This window comes from Desulforudis sp. DRI-14 (assembly GCF_052618305.1).
Genome location: NZ_JBQXEZ010000001.1, coordinates 282,739 through 299,151, shown reverse-complemented (window position 1 = coordinate 299,151; position 16,413 = coordinate 282,739). Strand labels below are relative to the sequence as shown.

At 61.8% G+C, this 16,413-nt stretch carries 13 protein-coding genes; all 13 read left to right on the top strand.

Translation table 11 applies throughout. The features are described from left to right. Positions 1-131 precede the first annotated feature (131 nt). A complete protein-coding gene (gene murJ / locus ACUM6F_RS01460) occupies positions 132-1,700 on the top strand; it encodes a murein biosynthesis integral membrane protein MurJ (protein ID WP_445348179.1) in 1,569 nt (522 codons plus the stop codon). A gap of 164 nt (positions 1,701-1,864) precedes the next feature. Then, positions 1,865-2,098, top strand: coding sequence for a PRC-barrel domain-containing protein (locus ACUM6F_RS01455; protein ID WP_445348178.1), 234 nt, complete (start codon positions 1,865-1,867; stop codon positions 2,096-2,098). A 157-nt stretch (positions 2,099-2,255) separates the two neighbouring features. Beyond that, on the top strand, positions 2,256-3,590 hold the full coding sequence (locus ACUM6F_RS01450; protein ID WP_445348177.1) for a methyl-accepting chemotaxis protein: 1,335 nt from the start codon (positions 2,256-2,258) through the stop codon (positions 3,588-3,590). A gap of 268 nt (positions 3,591-3,858) precedes the next feature. Beyond that, positions 3,859-4,677, top strand: a complete 819-nt coding sequence (locus ACUM6F_RS01445) for a L,D-transpeptidase family protein (protein ID WP_445348176.1) — start codon at positions 3,859-3,861, stop codon at positions 4,675-4,677. Between the two features lie 109 nt (positions 4,678-4,786). Further along, complete coding sequence (gene metK / locus ACUM6F_RS01440; protein ID WP_425620426.1) at positions 4,787-5,932, top strand: methionine adenosyltransferase; 1,146 nt, start codon at positions 4,787-4,789, stop codon at positions 5,930-5,932. A gap of 173 nt (positions 5,933-6,105) precedes the next feature. After that, positions 6,106-7,836: a GGDEF domain-containing protein gene (locus ACUM6F_RS01435; RefSeq protein WP_445348175.1), complete on the top strand. Its 1,731-nt coding sequence runs from the start codon at positions 6,106-6,108 to the stop codon at positions 7,834-7,836. An 89-nt stretch (positions 7,837-7,925) separates the two neighbouring features. Beyond that, positions 7,926-8,561: a ComF family protein gene (locus tag ACUM6F_RS01430; RefSeq protein ID WP_445348174.1), complete on the top strand. Its 636-nt coding sequence runs from the start codon at positions 7,926-7,928 to the stop codon at positions 8,559-8,561. 246 nt (positions 8,562-8,807) lie between these two features. Beyond that, entirely contained in the window at positions 8,808-9,320 is a 513-nt protein-coding gene (gene hpf, locus ACUM6F_RS01425; protein ID WP_425620423.1) for a ribosome hibernation-promoting factor, HPF/YfiA family, read from the top strand. A gap of 198 nt (positions 9,321-9,518) precedes the next feature. Then, entirely contained in the window at positions 9,519-12,194 is a 2,676-nt protein-coding gene (gene secA / locus ACUM6F_RS01420) for a preprotein translocase subunit SecA (RefSeq protein ID WP_445348173.1), read from the top strand. 145 nt (positions 12,195-12,339) lie between these two features. Beyond that, positions 12,340-13,453, top strand: a protein-coding gene (gene prfB / locus ACUM6F_RS01415) for a peptide chain release factor 2 (protein ID WP_445348172.1) whose coding sequence is annotated in 2 segments (ribosomal slippage) — positions 12,340-12,408 and positions 12,410-13,453 — 1,113 coding nt in all. Because the reading frame shifts where the segments join, the coding sequence is not laid out codon by codon here. Positions 13,454-13,640: 187 nt separating this feature from the next. Next, positions 13,641-14,507 carry a YitT family protein gene (locus tag ACUM6F_RS01410; RefSeq protein ID WP_425620420.1) on the top strand — a complete coding sequence of 289 codons (867 nt, stop codon included), beginning with the start codon at positions 13,641-13,643 and terminating at the stop codon, positions 14,505-14,507. A gap of 20 nt (positions 14,508-14,527) precedes the next feature. After that, complete coding sequence (locus ACUM6F_RS01405) at positions 14,528-15,349, top strand: transketolase (protein ID WP_425620419.1); 822 nt, start codon at positions 14,528-14,530, stop codon at positions 15,347-15,349. A gap of 22 nt (positions 15,350-15,371) precedes the next feature. Beyond that, complete coding sequence (locus tag ACUM6F_RS01400) at positions 15,372-16,310, top strand: transketolase family protein (protein ID WP_445348171.1); 939 nt, start codon at positions 15,372-15,374, stop codon at positions 16,308-16,310. Positions 16,311-16,413: the final 103 nt, after the last annotated feature.

Below are 16,413 nucleotides of genomic sequence, written 5' to 3'. Positions count from 1 at the left end.
CACGGTTCACCGCCAAGACGGGGATCAAAAATAACCGCCAAGTACGCCAAGAACGCTAAGGGATGGAGAATCGGCGGTTTTATTGGTAATACTGCAACTGACGGGAAAGAAACGATGGGGCGTGAAACCGGTTGTCCGGTAAACTGATCGTTCAGGCGACCATAGTTATCGCCGCCTTCAACCTGCTCTCGCGTCTTCTGGGTTTTGTACGGGAGATGGTCATCGCCGACCAGTTCGGGGCCAATGCGGTCACCGACGCCTACCTGGTGGCCGTGACTCTTCCCACGATCGTCTTCGCCATTTTGTCGCAGGCCCTGGCGGCCGTGGTCATCCCCGTATTCACCGAGTACCGGGCCAGGGGCGAGACCGGGGAAGCCTGGAGGTTGACAGCCACCGTCGTGAACCTGCTCTTCCTGCTCCTGGCCGTCGTTACCCTGGCCGGCATGGTCGTGGCTCCTTTTGTCGTCAAGGTGATCGCGCCGGGCCTGGCGCCCGAAACCAGCCGGCTGGCGTCCGAGCTGACGCGGATCGTCTTTCCGATGCTGGTCTTTTCCGGACTGGCCACGCTGTTTTCGGCCTTCCTCAACGCCAACAAGATCTTCGGCATCCCGGCTTTCAGCGGGGCGCTCAACAATATCGTAATCATCGCCTCGGCCGCGCTGCTGGGCGGGATCTTCGGCATCCAGGGCCTGGCCTGGGGCACGGTGGCCGGCATGGTCCTGTCGGCGCTTATTCAGCTGCCGCCCCTGTGGCGTGCGGGCTTCCGGTTCAGCCTGAGTTTTGACTGGTCGCATCCGGGAGTGCGCAAGGCCCTGCGGTTGGTTGTTCCGGTAACGCTGGGCATCTCCGTCACCCAGGCCTACTTCATTATTGACAGAGTCCTGGCTTCATTGCTCCCTGAAGGGAGCATTTCCGCTCTTAATTTTGCCTACAAACTGATCCAGCTTCCGGTGAGCTTGTTTGTCCTTGCCGTCAGCACGGCTGTCTTCCCGATGCTTACGCAGTGGGCCGCCGAGGGCAGGATCGGCGAGGTTTTCGGCGGTGTACGCCGTTCCCTGCGCGTCATTGTCCTGATGATCGTTCCGGCGAGCGCCGGCTTGATGGTGTTGCGCACGCCCATCGTCCAGCTCCTTTTTGAAAGAGGGGCTTTCGATGAAAGGGCCACCTTTATGACGGCCGCAGCCGTGCTTTTCTACGCCGTGGGGCTCGTCGGGTTCGCCACCAACATCCTTTTGACGCGGGCTTTTTACGCCTTCCAGGATACAAAGACCCCTGTCAAGCTGCTGGCTGTGAACATCGTCGCCAATATCGTCCTCAGCTTGCTTTTAATGGGACCGCTTCTGCACGGCGGGCTGGCCCTTGCGGCTTCGCTGTCGGCCTTTTTGCAAACCGTCCTCCTTGTCTACTACCTGGACCGCCGGCTGCCGGGCCTGTGGCACTATTCCTGGCTGCTGTTCGGGGCCAAGGTTACGGTGGCTTCGGCGGTGCTTGCTTTTGCGAGTTACGCCGTCGACCAGACCCTGGCTACTTCAGGCCTCCCTGCGGGGACGGCCGGACTGGCTCTGCGGGTCGGCGCCGGGATCGCTGCGGGGGTCGTCGCTTACCTCATGGCCTGTTGCGCCCTGGGTTTTGAGGAAATCCAGATGCTGCGGAGCACGTCGCGACAGCTCATGGGCAGCTTGCGCAAACGGAGCCTGTGAATTCGGTCGTCACTTTATTTGGTTCTGTGCCAAGTTGGTGTTAGGAAGCCGCTCAGTAATCAGTTGAGTGCTGGGTCGTCAGTCGTCGGGTGTACGCAAGCGAGCGCCTGTAACCATCCATGCTTAAGCGGCATATGATGGTTTGTGTACGGGGGTGGGTTCCTATGTTTAAGGCTACGGATCTCAGCTCGCGGCTGATCATCAACCTTGCCGACGGCAGGCGGATCGGCCCGGTCAAGGACATGATCATGAACGATGCCGGCAGGGTTGAAGCCATCGTGCTGCGCGGCCGGAAAAGGCTTATGGGCGTGCTGCGCGACAAAGATATCGTCGTACCCTGGCCGCAGGTCAAGAAAATCGGCGTCGACGCCGTGCTGGTCGAGATAGAAGACCTGTAAATTCGGTTTTTCAACAGGCCCTCTATTGCCGGGGGCTTCGAATTTGTTCGGGGCGGTTTTACAAAAGACAGATCAATTTTTTGTTTGCCTCGTCGATAATCATGCTAGACATGCTTGTACTCAAAGAGACGGGCTCTTGCCCGGTGGAGGGAGACTGATGGCCAAACTTAACTGCTGGGAGATACTCAACTGTCCGGAGGACCGCAGGATGCAATGCTCGGCTTACGTGAAGGGGCTCGGCCGGCGCTGCTGGCGTCTCGAGGGGACTTACTGCGGCGGCAGGCTCAACGCGTCGGTTGACGAAAAGCTGTCGGAATGCCTGCAGTGCAGCGCCTATCAGGCCATCAACAGCATCGCCTGGTACCAGACGACCTACTTTCGTTTCGCCGCGCTTGTTGTGGCTCCCGTATTAACGGTATTTTTGGCGTTTGCTGTCCTGAGCAGGTCGGTCCTGTTGGGAGCCGGGCAGCAAATCTACTACCTGACCGTCCTTGGTACGATGGCGATTATCGGTGCGCTGACCATCGCGCCCGCGTACCAGATGTGCAAGCCCGTCAACATTCTGAGGGAAAAGCTGAGGGAGATCGGCAAGGGGAACCTGGCGGCCGACGAGGCGGTCATGCCGCGACGGGACGAGTTCATGCTTCTGGCGGTGGCAGTGAATGACCTTAAGGAAGTCCTGCGGGCCACCATACGGGCTATGGACGGCAGCGCGGAGGTCCTTAAGGGTTCGGCGAGCCAGCTCGTGGCCGGAGCGGAGGAAACGGCGGCCGGCGCCGGTCACGTGGCCGAAACAATGAGCCAGATGGCGGCCAATGTGGAGCACGTTACCGAAGCAGTCAAGGATGTCACCGCCGCCGCCGTTACGGCCGAGCAGCACGCCGCCGAGGGCAGCAGGAGCGTGGTGGAGTTGAAGGACCGCATGCAGTCCATCCAGACGGTGACCCAGAGCGCCACGTCCGCGGTGGACAACCTCCGGCAAAAATCGATCGAGATCGGGCAGATCACCGACCTCATCACCCAGATCGCCGACCAGACCAACCTCCTGGCGCTCAACGCCGCGATTGAGGCGGCGCGTGCCGGCGACCAGGGCCGGGGTTTCGCCGTCGTGGCCGACGAGGTCCGCAAGCTGGCCGAGCAGTCGGGGAACGCGGCCGACCGCATCCGTCAATTGATCGCCTCCATTCAGGCGACAACCGCCAAGGCCACCGAAGCGATGTCCAGCAGCAGGGAGGAGGTCAAGTCCGGTGTGTCTGTCGTGGGGATGGTCAACGAGGCTTTCGGCGAGATCATTTCCCGCGTCAAGGAACTCACCGTGCGGCTGCAGTCCGCTTCGGCCGCGTCGCAGGAAATAACGGACGGGATGGGGCGCATCGCGGCGACGGCTCAGGAGCAAAGCGCCTCGACGGAAGAGGTCTCGGCCGCGGCCAACACGCTGGCCAAGCTGGCTGACGACATCAAGCTCAAAGTGCGAAGGTACCATATAGAGTGACGTTATCAGCGCAAGGTCAGTTTGATAATTATTAACGATCGGTTTGCCGCTTCGCCGATACACTCTGACTGCCAACTCCTAATCTCCATTATTGCAGCCCGCCGTGCGCCAGGCGGGCGATTTTTTTTTGCCCTGTGACCCCCCGTCGCCCCGCCTAATAACATGGTTTTAGAAACCCTCTGACTGATAGATTGTGGGAAATCCGTAGGATTTCTTCGAGTCAGACCTCTGACTTCCGGCCTCTGACTTCTTTTTTGGAGGTGGACACATGTCATCCGAAGGCACCGGCATCATCCGTCCGGGGATGACGCACCTGCTTGTGGGCAACCTGCAGGAACAGTTGCACGACCTGGGTTTTGCCGTTGACGATCCTGTCAACTTTTTCGGACCCGGGACATCCCGGGCTTTGTGCGACTTTCAATCGCGCAAGGGTCTTCCCGTTACGGGAGAAATAGACGACAGGACCTGGAAAGAACTGTTCCGGACAACCGTTTTACCGAACGATTTGACCGCTGCCGCCGGCGGCGCTCCCGTCAACGCTTTGGATTCTACCGTTACAGTCAACATCAACATCGGGGCGCGGCGCTTGATGGTGTTTAGGGGCAGCGGCTTGCTGGGCCCTTTCCCGGTCGCCGTGGGCAAGCCGGCCACCCCGACCCCTGTCGGTACGTTCAGTATCCTCAATAAAATCGTCAACCCGGGCGGCGTCTACGGCTCCCGGTGGCTGGGCTTCACCACGCAGGGCCACGGCATTCACGGCACCAACCGCCCGCAATCCATCGGGCATGCCGTATCGAACGGGTGCGTACGGATGTACAATAGGGACGTGGAGACGATCTTCCCGGTTGTCGCGGTGGGCTCGCCGGTGATTGTCGTCGTTTCCAGCGGTTCCGCGCCGCATCCCGTGTTCAATCCCGCCCCCGCGCAGCCCCGGCCGGGCGGGGGAGACCGGGTGCATACCGTCCGGCCGGGGGAATCGCTCTATGCCGTCGCCCGGCTTTACGGGACGACGGTTGAGGCTATCATGCGTGCGAACAACCTCAGTTCAACAATCATTTACCCCGGCCAGCAACTGGTCGTTCCCTAGCCGGCGGCTTCGCAGCGCGAAGCTTTGGAGCACGCTTCGTTGACACCAATTACCGGTTCTGCTAGAATTGTTTGCAGTATTCAACAGATTTCGTTAAGAAGGGTTGCCAATGAGACATCTTTTCACTTCGGAATCCGTTACGGAGGGACATCCCGACAAGGTGGCGGACCAGATTTCGGACGCCGTCCTCGACGCCATTCTAGCCAAGGACCCCGAAGCCAGGGTCGCCGCGGAAACCCTGGTGACCACCGGTCTCGTTTTTGTGGCCGGGGAGATCAGCTGCAACTGTTACGTCGATATCCCCAGGATCGTCCGCGACACGGTCTGCCAGATCGGCTACACCCGCGCCAAGTACGGATTTGACTGCGACACCTGCGCCGTGATCACCTCCATCGACGAGCAGTCGCCCGACATCGCCCAAGGCGTGCTCAAGGAGGAAATCGGGGCGGGCGACCAGGGCATTATGGTCGGTTACGCCACCGACGAAACGCCGGAACTGATGCCCCTGCCGATCACTCTCGCCCACCGCCTGGCGCGGCGGCTGGCCCAGCTCCGGAAAGATAAGACCCTGGACTACCTCCGTCCCGACGGCAAGACGCAGGTCACCGTCGAATACGAAAACGGCCGTCCGGTCCGCGTGCATACCGTGATCGTTTCGACCCAGCACCGCCCCGACGTCGACCAGGAGACGATCCAGGAGGACGTCATCGATTACGTGATCAAGCCGGTGATAGGCCCGGAGCTCCTGGACAAACGGACGAAATACTACATCAATCCCACGGGCCGTTTCGTTCTCGGCGGGCCGCACGCCGACACCGGCCTGACGGGACGCAAAATCATCGTCGATACTTACGGCGGTATCGCCCGTCACGGCGGGGGGGCCTTTTCGGGCAAGGACCCGACCAAGGTCGACCGCTCCGCCAGCTACGCCGCCCGGTGGGTCGCCAAGAATATCGTGGCGGCGGGTCTGGCCGGCAAGTGCGAGGTACACCTGGCCTACGCCATCGGCGTGGCCGAGCCCGTGTCCATCCGCGTCGATACCTTCGGCACGGCGCGCATCGACGAGGAAAAGCTCGCGCAGATCGTTTACCGGAACTTCGACCTCCGCCCCGGGGCGATCATCAGAGATCTGGACCTGCGCCGGCCGATTTACCGGCAGGTCGCCGCTTACGGCCACTTCGGGCGTCCCGACCTCGACCTCCCCTGGGAGGGGCTGGACAAGGTGGAAGCCCTGAAGTCGGATGCCGGTATTTAATAGCGCTCGGCACTCAGCACTCGGCATTCAGATAAATAGGGGGCTGCGCTTTGCATAGCCCCCTCTGCTTGTCTAAAACCCCTAATCCTAATGCTGAATGCTGAGCGCTGAAGACCGGTATAAAGCCGCTGTACGAGGCGGCTTTTACTGTTTTTGGAGGGAACGGGTGATTTTTGTCGAAATGTTTCCCCGAGGTGGGTCGGTTGCGGCCTGGAACGGTGGTGCACATCCTCTACCTGTGGCTGGTGATCGGCGGGGGCTTTTACTTGCTCGCCGGGCTTTTTCAGGGCGTCGACCTGGACTATGCCGTCCAGTACGTGACCCTGATCGCTCTCGGGGTGCTGTCCGAATGGCTCGTTGTCTCCTTTCCGTACGGGCAGCTTTCCAGCGGGTTTGCAGTCGTGCTGGCTGCCTTTCTCCTCTTCGGGTTTCCCGCGGCGGCGTGGGTCGGGGCCCTGGGGACCTTGTTCGGCCAGGGCATCGTCAACCGCGGCAATCCCATGCGCACGACTCTTTTCAACGCCGCGCAGTGCGCCCTGGCTATCGCTGCGGGCGCCCTGGCTTACGATTATCTCGGGGGCGCCTCCGGGGAGCGTTTCGCCCCGTCCAACGTTTTGCCCGTGTTGGCCTTCGCCGGGGGCCACCTGGTGGCCAACCACGTCCTCGTCTACCTTTACATCGCTCCCCGCCGCCGTTCCTTCCCCAGTATCTCTTGGTACAACACCCTGGTCTGGGACGCCGGCACCTACCTGTTCGTTATTCCCCTGGCTTACCTAGCCAGCATCATTTATACCCACATCGGACCGACCGCCGCCTACCTGCTGTTTCTGCCGGCGCTGGGCGTGCAGCTTCTTCTCCGCCATACAGTGAAGCTCGAGCTCAGCAACCGCGAGCTCAGCGTCCTTTACGAGGTGGCCAAGCGCATGGGGGCCAGCGTCAACCTGACCGAGCTCCTGAACTTCATCCTCGCCGAGACCAGGAGGATCATCCCCTACCACACGGCGGCCGTCTACCTCTGGGACGACAGGTCGGGCCTCTTCCGCTGCTGCGCCGTCAGGAGCCCCTTCAGCCGCGACCTGGAGGAATCCACCCTCGATCCCGACGAGGGGTATGCCGCTCCGGTCATCCAGGGTAAAGAGCCCGTCGTCGTTTACGATACCCGCGGGGACGCACGATTGGCCCGCGAGGCCGGATTACCCCAGTTCCTGCGCTCGCTGATCATCATTCCGCTGCTGGTCGAGGACCAGGTTTCCGGAGTCTTTGTCGTGGGGGCCCGGCGCCCCGGCGTTTACGACGAGCGCAACCTGCACATCCTCACCATTATCGCCGGGCAGGCCGCGGTGGCCATCAATAACACGCTTCTTTACGACCGGGTCGCCACCCTGACGGGATGCGACGCCCTGACGGGGCTGCCCGGCCGGCAGGCGTTCCTGCAGCAGGCCGGCGAGCTGCTCCTGCAGTGCCGCGAAGAAGAGAAGCCGGCGGTGGCCCTCCTCCTGGAAATCGCCGGGCTGGCCCGGATTAACCGCCGTTACGGGGACGAGGCGGGCGACGCCGTCCTGCAGCAGGTGGCCGCCCTGATCGCCCGGCGCTGCGGCCCCGGCCTCCCCGTGGGAAGGTACGGGGATGACGCCTTCGCCGTATTCTTCACGGAGGCCGGCGAGATCGAGGTCGCCCAGGCGGCGGAGCGTCTCCGGCGGGCCGTGGAGCAGCGTTCTTTCCGTGCCGGAGACGGCGAGTGTGCGGTCTCGCTCCGCTCGGCTACGGCCATATACCCGCGCGACGGTGAGACGGCGGACGCGCTGCTCGCGTATGCCGAGGAGAGCCTGCGTGCGGCCGCAGCGACGGGGGACGCCGCCGGCTACCGGTCCAGGGCGGGGACGGGGGGCTTGCACGACTGGTAACGCTGTGGCGCGATTTATGGACGGGCCTGGTCGACCTGGTCTTCCCTTTTTCCCGGGCTTGTCCCCTTTGCGGGGGCGGCGCCGGCGAGGTGTGCCGGGAGTGCGTGGAGTCCCTGGCGGCGCTTGCCGCCGGGTCGTCCCGCTGCGCGGTGTGCGGCCGGTTTGCCGTCGTTTCCCTGGCGGGGTTCTGCGACGAATGCCCGGGACAGAGCTGGCCCTTCGTCTTCAACAGGGCCTCCTTTCCTTACGAGGGCCGCGCCCGCGAGACCGTACACCAACTCAAGTACCACGGCCGGCGGCACCTCGCTTCTTTCATGGCCGGACTGATGCTCAAGACTTTCCAGGCCGAGGAAGGCTACCTGAAGGCCGAACTGCTCGTCCCGGTTCCGATGGGGAGAGAGCGCCTGCGGGAGCGCCGTTTCAACCAGGCCGAACTGCTGGCCGCGGCGCTCGGCGGGCTTTCCGGGCTGCCGGCAGCCAAAGTTCTCGTCCGGGCGCGCGAAACCCCGCCCCAGACCGGCTTGAGCCGGGCGCAACGGAGGCGCAACATGGCCGGGGCCTTCGCCGTGGCGTCCAGAAGCGAGTCCTTCGTAAGAGGACGCACGGTTGTCGTCGTTGATGACGTCTTCACAACCGGGAGTACGATGGCCTCCGCGGCCCGGGCCTTGAAACGGGCGGGCGCGGGGCGAGTCCTGGGTCTTACGTTCGCCGGGGGCAACCGCTGACCTATCTTTACTGAATTATGGTTCCTTCGACAAATGCCTACACCATAAATTGCCTTGTCCACAATATGGAGCCCTGAAAAGCCTGTTATTCACAGGTTTATCCACTGTATCCACAGGTTTTTCCCATCGGATACGGCGTTCGCCAAACCTTTTTTCGACAGACTTGTTTTCACATGCCAACGGCAGGATATTCCTCTATGGGAGGGAATACTATAGATTAACTCGAGCCAAAGGAGTGAGAGCAAAATGCGAGTCAACGTGCGCGGCAAAAACATAGAGGTCACCGACGCCTTAAGAAGCTATGTGGAAAAACGCCTCAACAAGCTGGGCAAGCTCTTGAACAATTTTGGTGACGCCCAGGTAACGCTTTCGGTGGAGAGAGACTCGCATCGCGTTGAAGTCACTATCCCCATTAACGGCATGATCCTGCGCGGCGAAGAAGCGACACCCGATATGTATGCCTCTGTCGACCTCGTTGTTGAAAAGCTTGAGAAACAAGTCGAGAAGTTTAAAGGGCGCCTGGGCAAGAGACTCCGCACGGCGGAGGCCAGGGATGCGGAAGCCGAGGAGCAGGAAGATCCCTTCCGCGTGGTGCGCGTGAAGCGCTTTGCCATCAAACCCATGCAGGTCGAGGAAGCCGTGATGCAGATGAATCTCCTGGGACACAGCTTTTTCGTGTTCTCCAACGCCGAAACGCAGGAAGTCAATGTTGTGTACAGGCGCAAGGACGGCAACTACGGCCTGATCGAGCCCGAATAAAGGTACTTCGGAACAGAAAAGCGCGCCGCCAGGCGCGCTTTTTTATGCAATCCCGCTGCCATTTTTTGTCTGCCGCTTGGTTGCAATGACCTGCTGCAAATGCTAAAATAAAGAGATTGAAGGAACCGCTGGGTTCCTTAATTTGTGCGAATGCCGCATCCATGCATGCGGGCGTTTAAATGGCGAGGTGTATCACCGTTGATCGGTTTTATCAAGAACTGGTTCGACGACAACGCCCGGGAGGTCAAGCGGCTGAGCCGGGATGTCGCAGAAATAAACGCGCTCGAACCCGAGATGCAGGCCCTGTCGGATGAGGAACTGGCGGCCAAGACCGTCGAATTCCGGGAACGGCTGGCCAACGGCGCGGAACCGGACCACATCCTGGCCCCAGCCTTCGCCGTCGTCCGCGAGGCGTCGAGGCGCGTGCTGGACATGCGCCATTTCGATGTCCAGCTGATGGGCGGCATCGTCCTACATGAGGGGCGGATCGCCGAGATGAAAACCGGCGAGGGCAAGACGCTTGTCGCCACCCTGCCGGCCTACCTCAACGCCCTGACGGGGTGCGGCGTGCACATCGTGACCGTGAACGATTACCTGGCCCGCCGCGACAGCGAGTGGATGGGACAGGTGTACCGTTTCCTGGGGCTCAACGTGGGCCTGATTGTCCATGGCCTGGACCACAGCCAGCGGAAACAGGCTTACGCTGCCGACATCACTTACGGGACCAACAACGAGTTCGGCTTCGACTACCTCCGGGACAACATGGCCCTGAACCCGGAGGAGATGGTCCAGCGCGAACTTCACTACGCCATCATCGACGAGGTGGACAGCATCCTCATCGACGAGGCCAGGACGCCGCTGATCATTTCCGGGCAGTCCAACAAGCCGACCGACCTGTACCATACCTTCGCCCGGCTTGTCCCGAGGCTTAAGCCAGACGTTGACTATACGGTTGACGAGAAGGCACGCACGGTGACCATCACCGAGGAGGGCATCGACAAGGTCGAAAAGGCGCTGAAGATCGACAACCTGGCCGACGACCGCAACATCGAGCTGATGCACCACCTCAACCAGGCCCTGCGTGCGCACGCCCTGATGAAGCGCGACGTCGACTACGTGGTCAAGGACGGGCAGATCATCATCGTCGACGAGTTCACCGGCCGCCTGATGTTCGGGCGCCGTTACAGCGACGGGCTGCACCAGGCCATCGAGGCCAAGGAAGGCGTCAGGATCGAGCGGGAGTCGCAGACCCTGGCGACGATCACCTTCCAGAACTACTTCCGGATGTACGGGAAACTGGCCGGTATGACGGGCACGGCAGCCACCGAGGAAGAGGAGTTCCGTAAGATTTACAAGCTCGATGTCATCGTCATCCCGACCAACAAGCCGATGATCCGTACCGACATGCCCGACGTGATTTACAAGACGGGGAGGGCCAAGTTCCAGGCCGTCGTCGACGAAATCGCCCGGCGTCACGCCGTAGGGCAGCCCGTCCTGGTAGGCACGATCTCCATCGAGAAATCCGAGATCTTGAGCCAGATGCTGCGCCAGCGGGGCATCCCCCACCAGGTGCTGAACGCCAAGTACCACGAGAAGGAAGCCGAAATCGTCGCTCAGGCGGGGCGCAAAGGCGCGGTCACCATCGCCACCAACATGGCCGGCCGCGGCACCGATATCCTTCTCGGAGGCAACCCGGCCTTCATGGCCAAGCAGGAGATGCGCAAGCGGGGCTTCGATCCCGAGATCATCGCCGAAGCCGCCGAGGCGGGACCCTGCAGGCCCGAAGTGCAGGAGGCGCGGCGGGTCTTTCAGGAGCTTTACCAGGAGTTTAAGCAGATCACCGACCGGGAGCACGACGAGGTCGTGGCCCTCGGCGGCCTGCACATCATCGGGACGGAGCGCCACGAGAGCCGGCGCATCGACAACCAGCTCCGGGGCCGCACCGGCCGCCAGGGCGATCCGGGCTCGTCCCAGTTTTTCGTGGCCCTGGACGACGACCTGATGCGCCTTTTCGGCGGCGACAACATCGCCGGGCTCATGGACAGGCTCAAGATCGAGGAAGACGTGCCCCTGGAGCACAGCCTGATTTCCAGAAGCCTGGAGAGTGCCCAGAAGAAGGTCGAAAACCGCAACTTCAGCATGCGCAAGCACGTCCTGGAGTACGACGACGTCATCAACCAGCAGCGCGAGCTGATTTACCGCCAGCGCCGCCAGGTTTTGACCGGCGAGGACATGCACGCCGCCGTCGACCAGATGATGGAAGACGTGGTGGGACGGACCGTCGAGACCTACACCCCGGAGGGCGTTCATCCCGAGGAATGGAACTACGAGGGACTTCTTGAATACGCGACCCAGGTGTTCCTGCCTCACCACCGCCTGACCGCGGAGAACCTTGCCGGCATGAAGCGCGGCGAGCTCAAGGAGTTCCTCCTGGAACAGGCGCGCGAAGCCTACCGGCAGCGCGAGGATGAACTGGGTCCCGAAACCCTGCGGGAAATCGAGCGGGTCATCATCCTGCGCGTCGTCGACGAGAAGTGGATGGACCATCTCGACGCCATGGACCAGTTACGCGAGGGGATCGGGCTGCGGGCCTATGGTCAGAAAGACCCCCTCGTGGAGTACAAGTTCGAGAGCTACGAGATGTTCCAGAACATGATCGCCAGCATCCAGGAGGACGTCATCCGCTTCCTGTTCCGCGTCCGGGTGGCTCCGGCCCAGGAGCAGCGCCGGCAGGTGATCGAGAACCGCGGCGAGGACGAGGGGCCGAAACAGCCCGTCCGCAAGGAGAAAAAGGCGGGGCGCAACGATCCGTGTCCCTGCGGGAGCGGCAAGAAGTACAAGAAGTGCTGCGGCGTTAATAGCGCTAAGCACTGAGCTGTGGGCTCTGAGAATAGCACTGAGCGCTGGGCAATGAACACTGAGATTTATGACGAAAGGGATTCAGCTTACTGAATCCCCTCAAATAATCCCAAAGCTCAAGGTCCAATGCCCAGTGCACAACGCCCAATAGGAGGAAGATATGTATCCCGAACTAAGAGACAGATTGGAAGAGCTTGAGGGGCGCCTGCGCGACCTCAAGGCCTCTCTTTGACCTCCCCGCCAAGGAAGCGGAGATTGAGCGCCTGGAACGGGAGATGGCGACCCCCGATTTTTGGGGCAACCCGGAGAAGGCACAGGAAATCACGCAGAAGGTCGCCCAGTTGCGGGACGCCGTGGACAATTTCCGGAGACTCGAACAGCTGTACGAGGACACGGCCACCCTGCTGACCCTCGGCGAGGACGAGGACGACGCGGCCATAGCGTCCGAGGTGCAGGATGAGCTGGACCGGCTGGACCGGGAGGTCCAGTCGATGGAAATAGAGCTGCTCCTTGCGGGGCCCTACGATCACCGCAACGCCATCTTAAGCTTGCACGCCGGGGCGGGCGGGCTCGAGGCCCAGGACTGGGCCGAGATGCTGATGCGTATGTATATCCGCTGGGCGGAGCGGCGCAGTTACAAGGTCAGCGTGCTGGACATCCTCGACGACGACGAGGGCGGCATCAAAAGCGCCACCCTTTTGATTTCCGGCCTGAGCGCCTACGGTTATCTCCGTTCGGAGAAGGGTGTCCACCGCCTGGTGCGGATTTCGCCCTTCGACGCCAGCGGCCGGAGGCATACCTCCTTTGCCTCGGTTGACGTCCTACCCGAGGTTAACGAGACGGCCGAGGTGAACATCAATCCCGACGACCTGCGCATCGATACCTTCCGCTCGGCGGGCGCGGGCGGCCAGCACGTCAACAAGACCGACTCGGCGGTGCGCATTACCCACCTGCCCACGGGCATCGTGGTGTCTTGCCAGAACGAGCGCTCCCAGCTGGCCAACCGCCTGGCGGCCATGAAACTTTTGCAGTCGAAACTGCTGGCGCTGGAACTGCGCAAGCGCGAGGAAGAAATCGCCGCGCTGCGCGGGGAGCAGATGGACATCGCCTGGGGTAGCCAGATCAGGTCTTACGTCATGCACCCGTATGCTCTGGTCAAGGACCACCGTACCAAGGTGGAGAAGGGTAACATCAACGCCGTCCTCGACGGCGACATCGACGATTTCATCAAGGCCTACCTTATACACCAGGCAAGACAAGAAGCCCGGCGCTAAGCGCCGGGCTTCTTTCTTGCCTGGTGGGTGTTGCCTGCCACCCGAGCCCTGACACCTGAAACCGAAAACCTGACAAAAAGGCAGCCGAAGGGTTGCCTTTTTGTCGTCAGGAAGGATTCGTTGTCGAGGAAAAAGAATAAGAGTGCATACTGGCAAGGATGGGTATTCTAAGTCGAGGGGTTAGATTTTGGTACATAAGGTCTTGGTGCGCAACTCCAGGGAGTACCTGATACTCACTCTCGGGGTCCTCCTCACCGCCCTGGGGCTCGACCTGTTCCTCGTGCCCAACAAGATTGCGGCCGGGGGTGTGAGCGGCATTGCCACGATCATCTTTCATCTGGTCGGCTTCCCGGTGGGTATTACGATCCTCGCCCTCAACGTCCCCCTCTTCCTGTGGGGGCTGTACAAGCTGGGGCTCCAGGTGGGGTTCCGGTCGCTGTACGGGACGGTGACCTTGTCGCTGTTCGTCGACGGGCTGGCCCCCTACCTTCCCGTGGCCACCCGGGATGCGCTGCTGGCGAGCCTGTTCGGCGGCGTGCTGGTCGGCCTGGGGCTGGGCCTGGTTTTCCGCTCGAAGGGAACGACGGGCGGCACCGACTTTGCCGCGCTTATCGTCCGGCGCTACGTGGGCATCAACGTCGGCCAGCTGCTCTTCCTGATCGACGCTTCGGTCGTCCTGGCCGCCGGCATAGCCTTCCGGTCTTACGAACTGGCGCTCTACGCGCTGATCACCATTTTCGTTACGGCCTGGATCATCGACACTGTTCAGGAGGGCATCAGCTTTACCAAGGCCTTTTTCATCATTTCCTCATACCCCGATCAAATCGCCGGAAAAATCAACACCGAGCTGGACCGGGGGGCGACGATCTGGCGGGGGACAGGAGCGTACACCGGCGCGGAGCGGGACGTGCTGTTGACGGTGGTGAGCCGCAGCGAGGTCACCCGGTTGAAGGACCTCGTCCACGAGATTGATCCGCGGGCCTTCGTCGTCGTCACCGACGTGCGGGAGGTCTTCGGTGAAGGCTTTAAACGACTCGAACCCGGAAAAACGTAAAGCAACGGAGGTTAGGAAAGATGGACCAGGAGATCCTTGGGAGCCTCAAGGAACGAGCCCGCGAGATCAGGCGACACATCGTCCGCATGCTGGGGGCGGCCGGGTCGGGACACCCGGGGGGATCGCTTTCGGCGGCCGATATCGTCGCGGCCCTGTATTTCAAGGAGATGCGCCTCGACCCGCAGAACCCGGGCTGGCCCGAGCGCGACCGTTTCGTTCTTTCCAAGGGGCACGCCGCGCCTGTTCTCTACGCGGCGCTGGCCGAACGGGGGTATTTCCCCGTGGAGGAACTGGCCACTCTGCGCAAGCTGGGTTCGCGCCTGCAGGGACACCCGGACATGAAGAAGCTTCCCGGCGTCGAGATGTCGACCGGTTCCCTGGGACAGGGGCTTTCGGCGGCCAACGGGATGGCTCTGGCCGCCAGGCTTGACGGCCGCGATTACAGGGTCTACGTCCTTCTTGGGGACGGTGAAATCCAGGAGGGCCAGGTGTGGGAGGCCGCCATGGCCGCCGCCCATTACAGGATCGACAACCTGGCGGTTTTTGTTGATTTCAACGGCTTCCAAATCGACGGGCCGGTGCGTGAGGTAATGAACCCCGAGCCGATTCCCGACAAATTCAAGGCTTTCGGGTGGCACGTGATCGTCATCGACGGCCACGACATGGGCCAGATCCTGCAGGCCCTCGACGAGGCAAGGGCCACCAAGGGCCGCCCGACGGCAATCGTCGCCAGGACCGTCAAGGGCAAGTGCGTATCGTTTATGGAAAACAAGTGCGAGTGGCACGGCGTGGCGCCGAAGCCGGAAGAGGTGGAAAGAGCTCTCGCAGAATTACAGCGATAAAGACGGGGAGGTTGTGTGAGAGATGGAAAAGATAGCGACCCGCGAGGCGTACGGAAAGGCACTGGCGCAGCTCGGCGAGGAAAGGGCCGATGTCGTGGTGCTGGACGCGGACCTCGCCAAGTCGACCAAGACCATAGATTTTGCGAAGCGTTTCCCGGAACGCTTTTTCGATATGGGCGTCGCCGAGGCGAACATGGTGGGTACGGCCGCCGGGTTCGCCGCCGCGGGGAAGATCCCGTTCTGCAGCACTTTTGCCGTATTCGCCGCCGGGCGGGCTTTTGACCAGATCCGCCAGAGTGTCGCGAACACCAGGCTGAACGTCAAGATCGCCGCTACACACGCCGGCCTGACCGTCGGCGAGGACGGGAGCTCCCACCAGTCGGTCGAGGACATCGCCCTGATGCGCAGCCTCCCCAACATGACGGTCTTCGTGCCGGCTGACGCGGTGGAGGTCTACGGCGCGGTACGGGCCGCCGTGAACATCAACGGGCCGGTTTACATCCGCCTGGGACGCTCGGCTGTCCCCATCCTCCACGATCAGAGGTTCAGCTTTACCCCGGGGAAGGCCGTTAAGCTGCGTTCCGGGAACGACGCTGCGGTCATCGCCTGCGGCATCATGGTGGCCGAAGCGCTGCGGGCGGCCGAACTGGCCGCGGAAGAGGGCCTCTCGGTGGCCGTGATCGACATGCACACCATTAAGCCGCTCGACGTCGAGGCTGTCGTCGAGGCGGCCCGTGCCAGCGGGGCCGTCGTGACCGCGGAGGAGCACAGCGTCATCGGCGGGCTCGGCAGCGCCGTCGCCGAGACCCTGGTCGAAAACTTCCCCGTGCCGATGAAGCGCGTCGGGGTAATGGACACCTTCGGCGAGTCGGGCAAGCCGGCGGAGTTGCTGGAGAAGTACGGTCTCACCACGGCCAGTATTCTGGCGGCCGTAAAAGAGGTCGTGGCCCGCAAGGGCTAGGACATATACTTTTATGCTGTACAAGCCGGACAGATTGCCGCGGCAAGCCGCCTTGCAGCCACCCGGCTTTGTTTCTGGGTTTTAGCCCCTTTTCTAGAGGAAT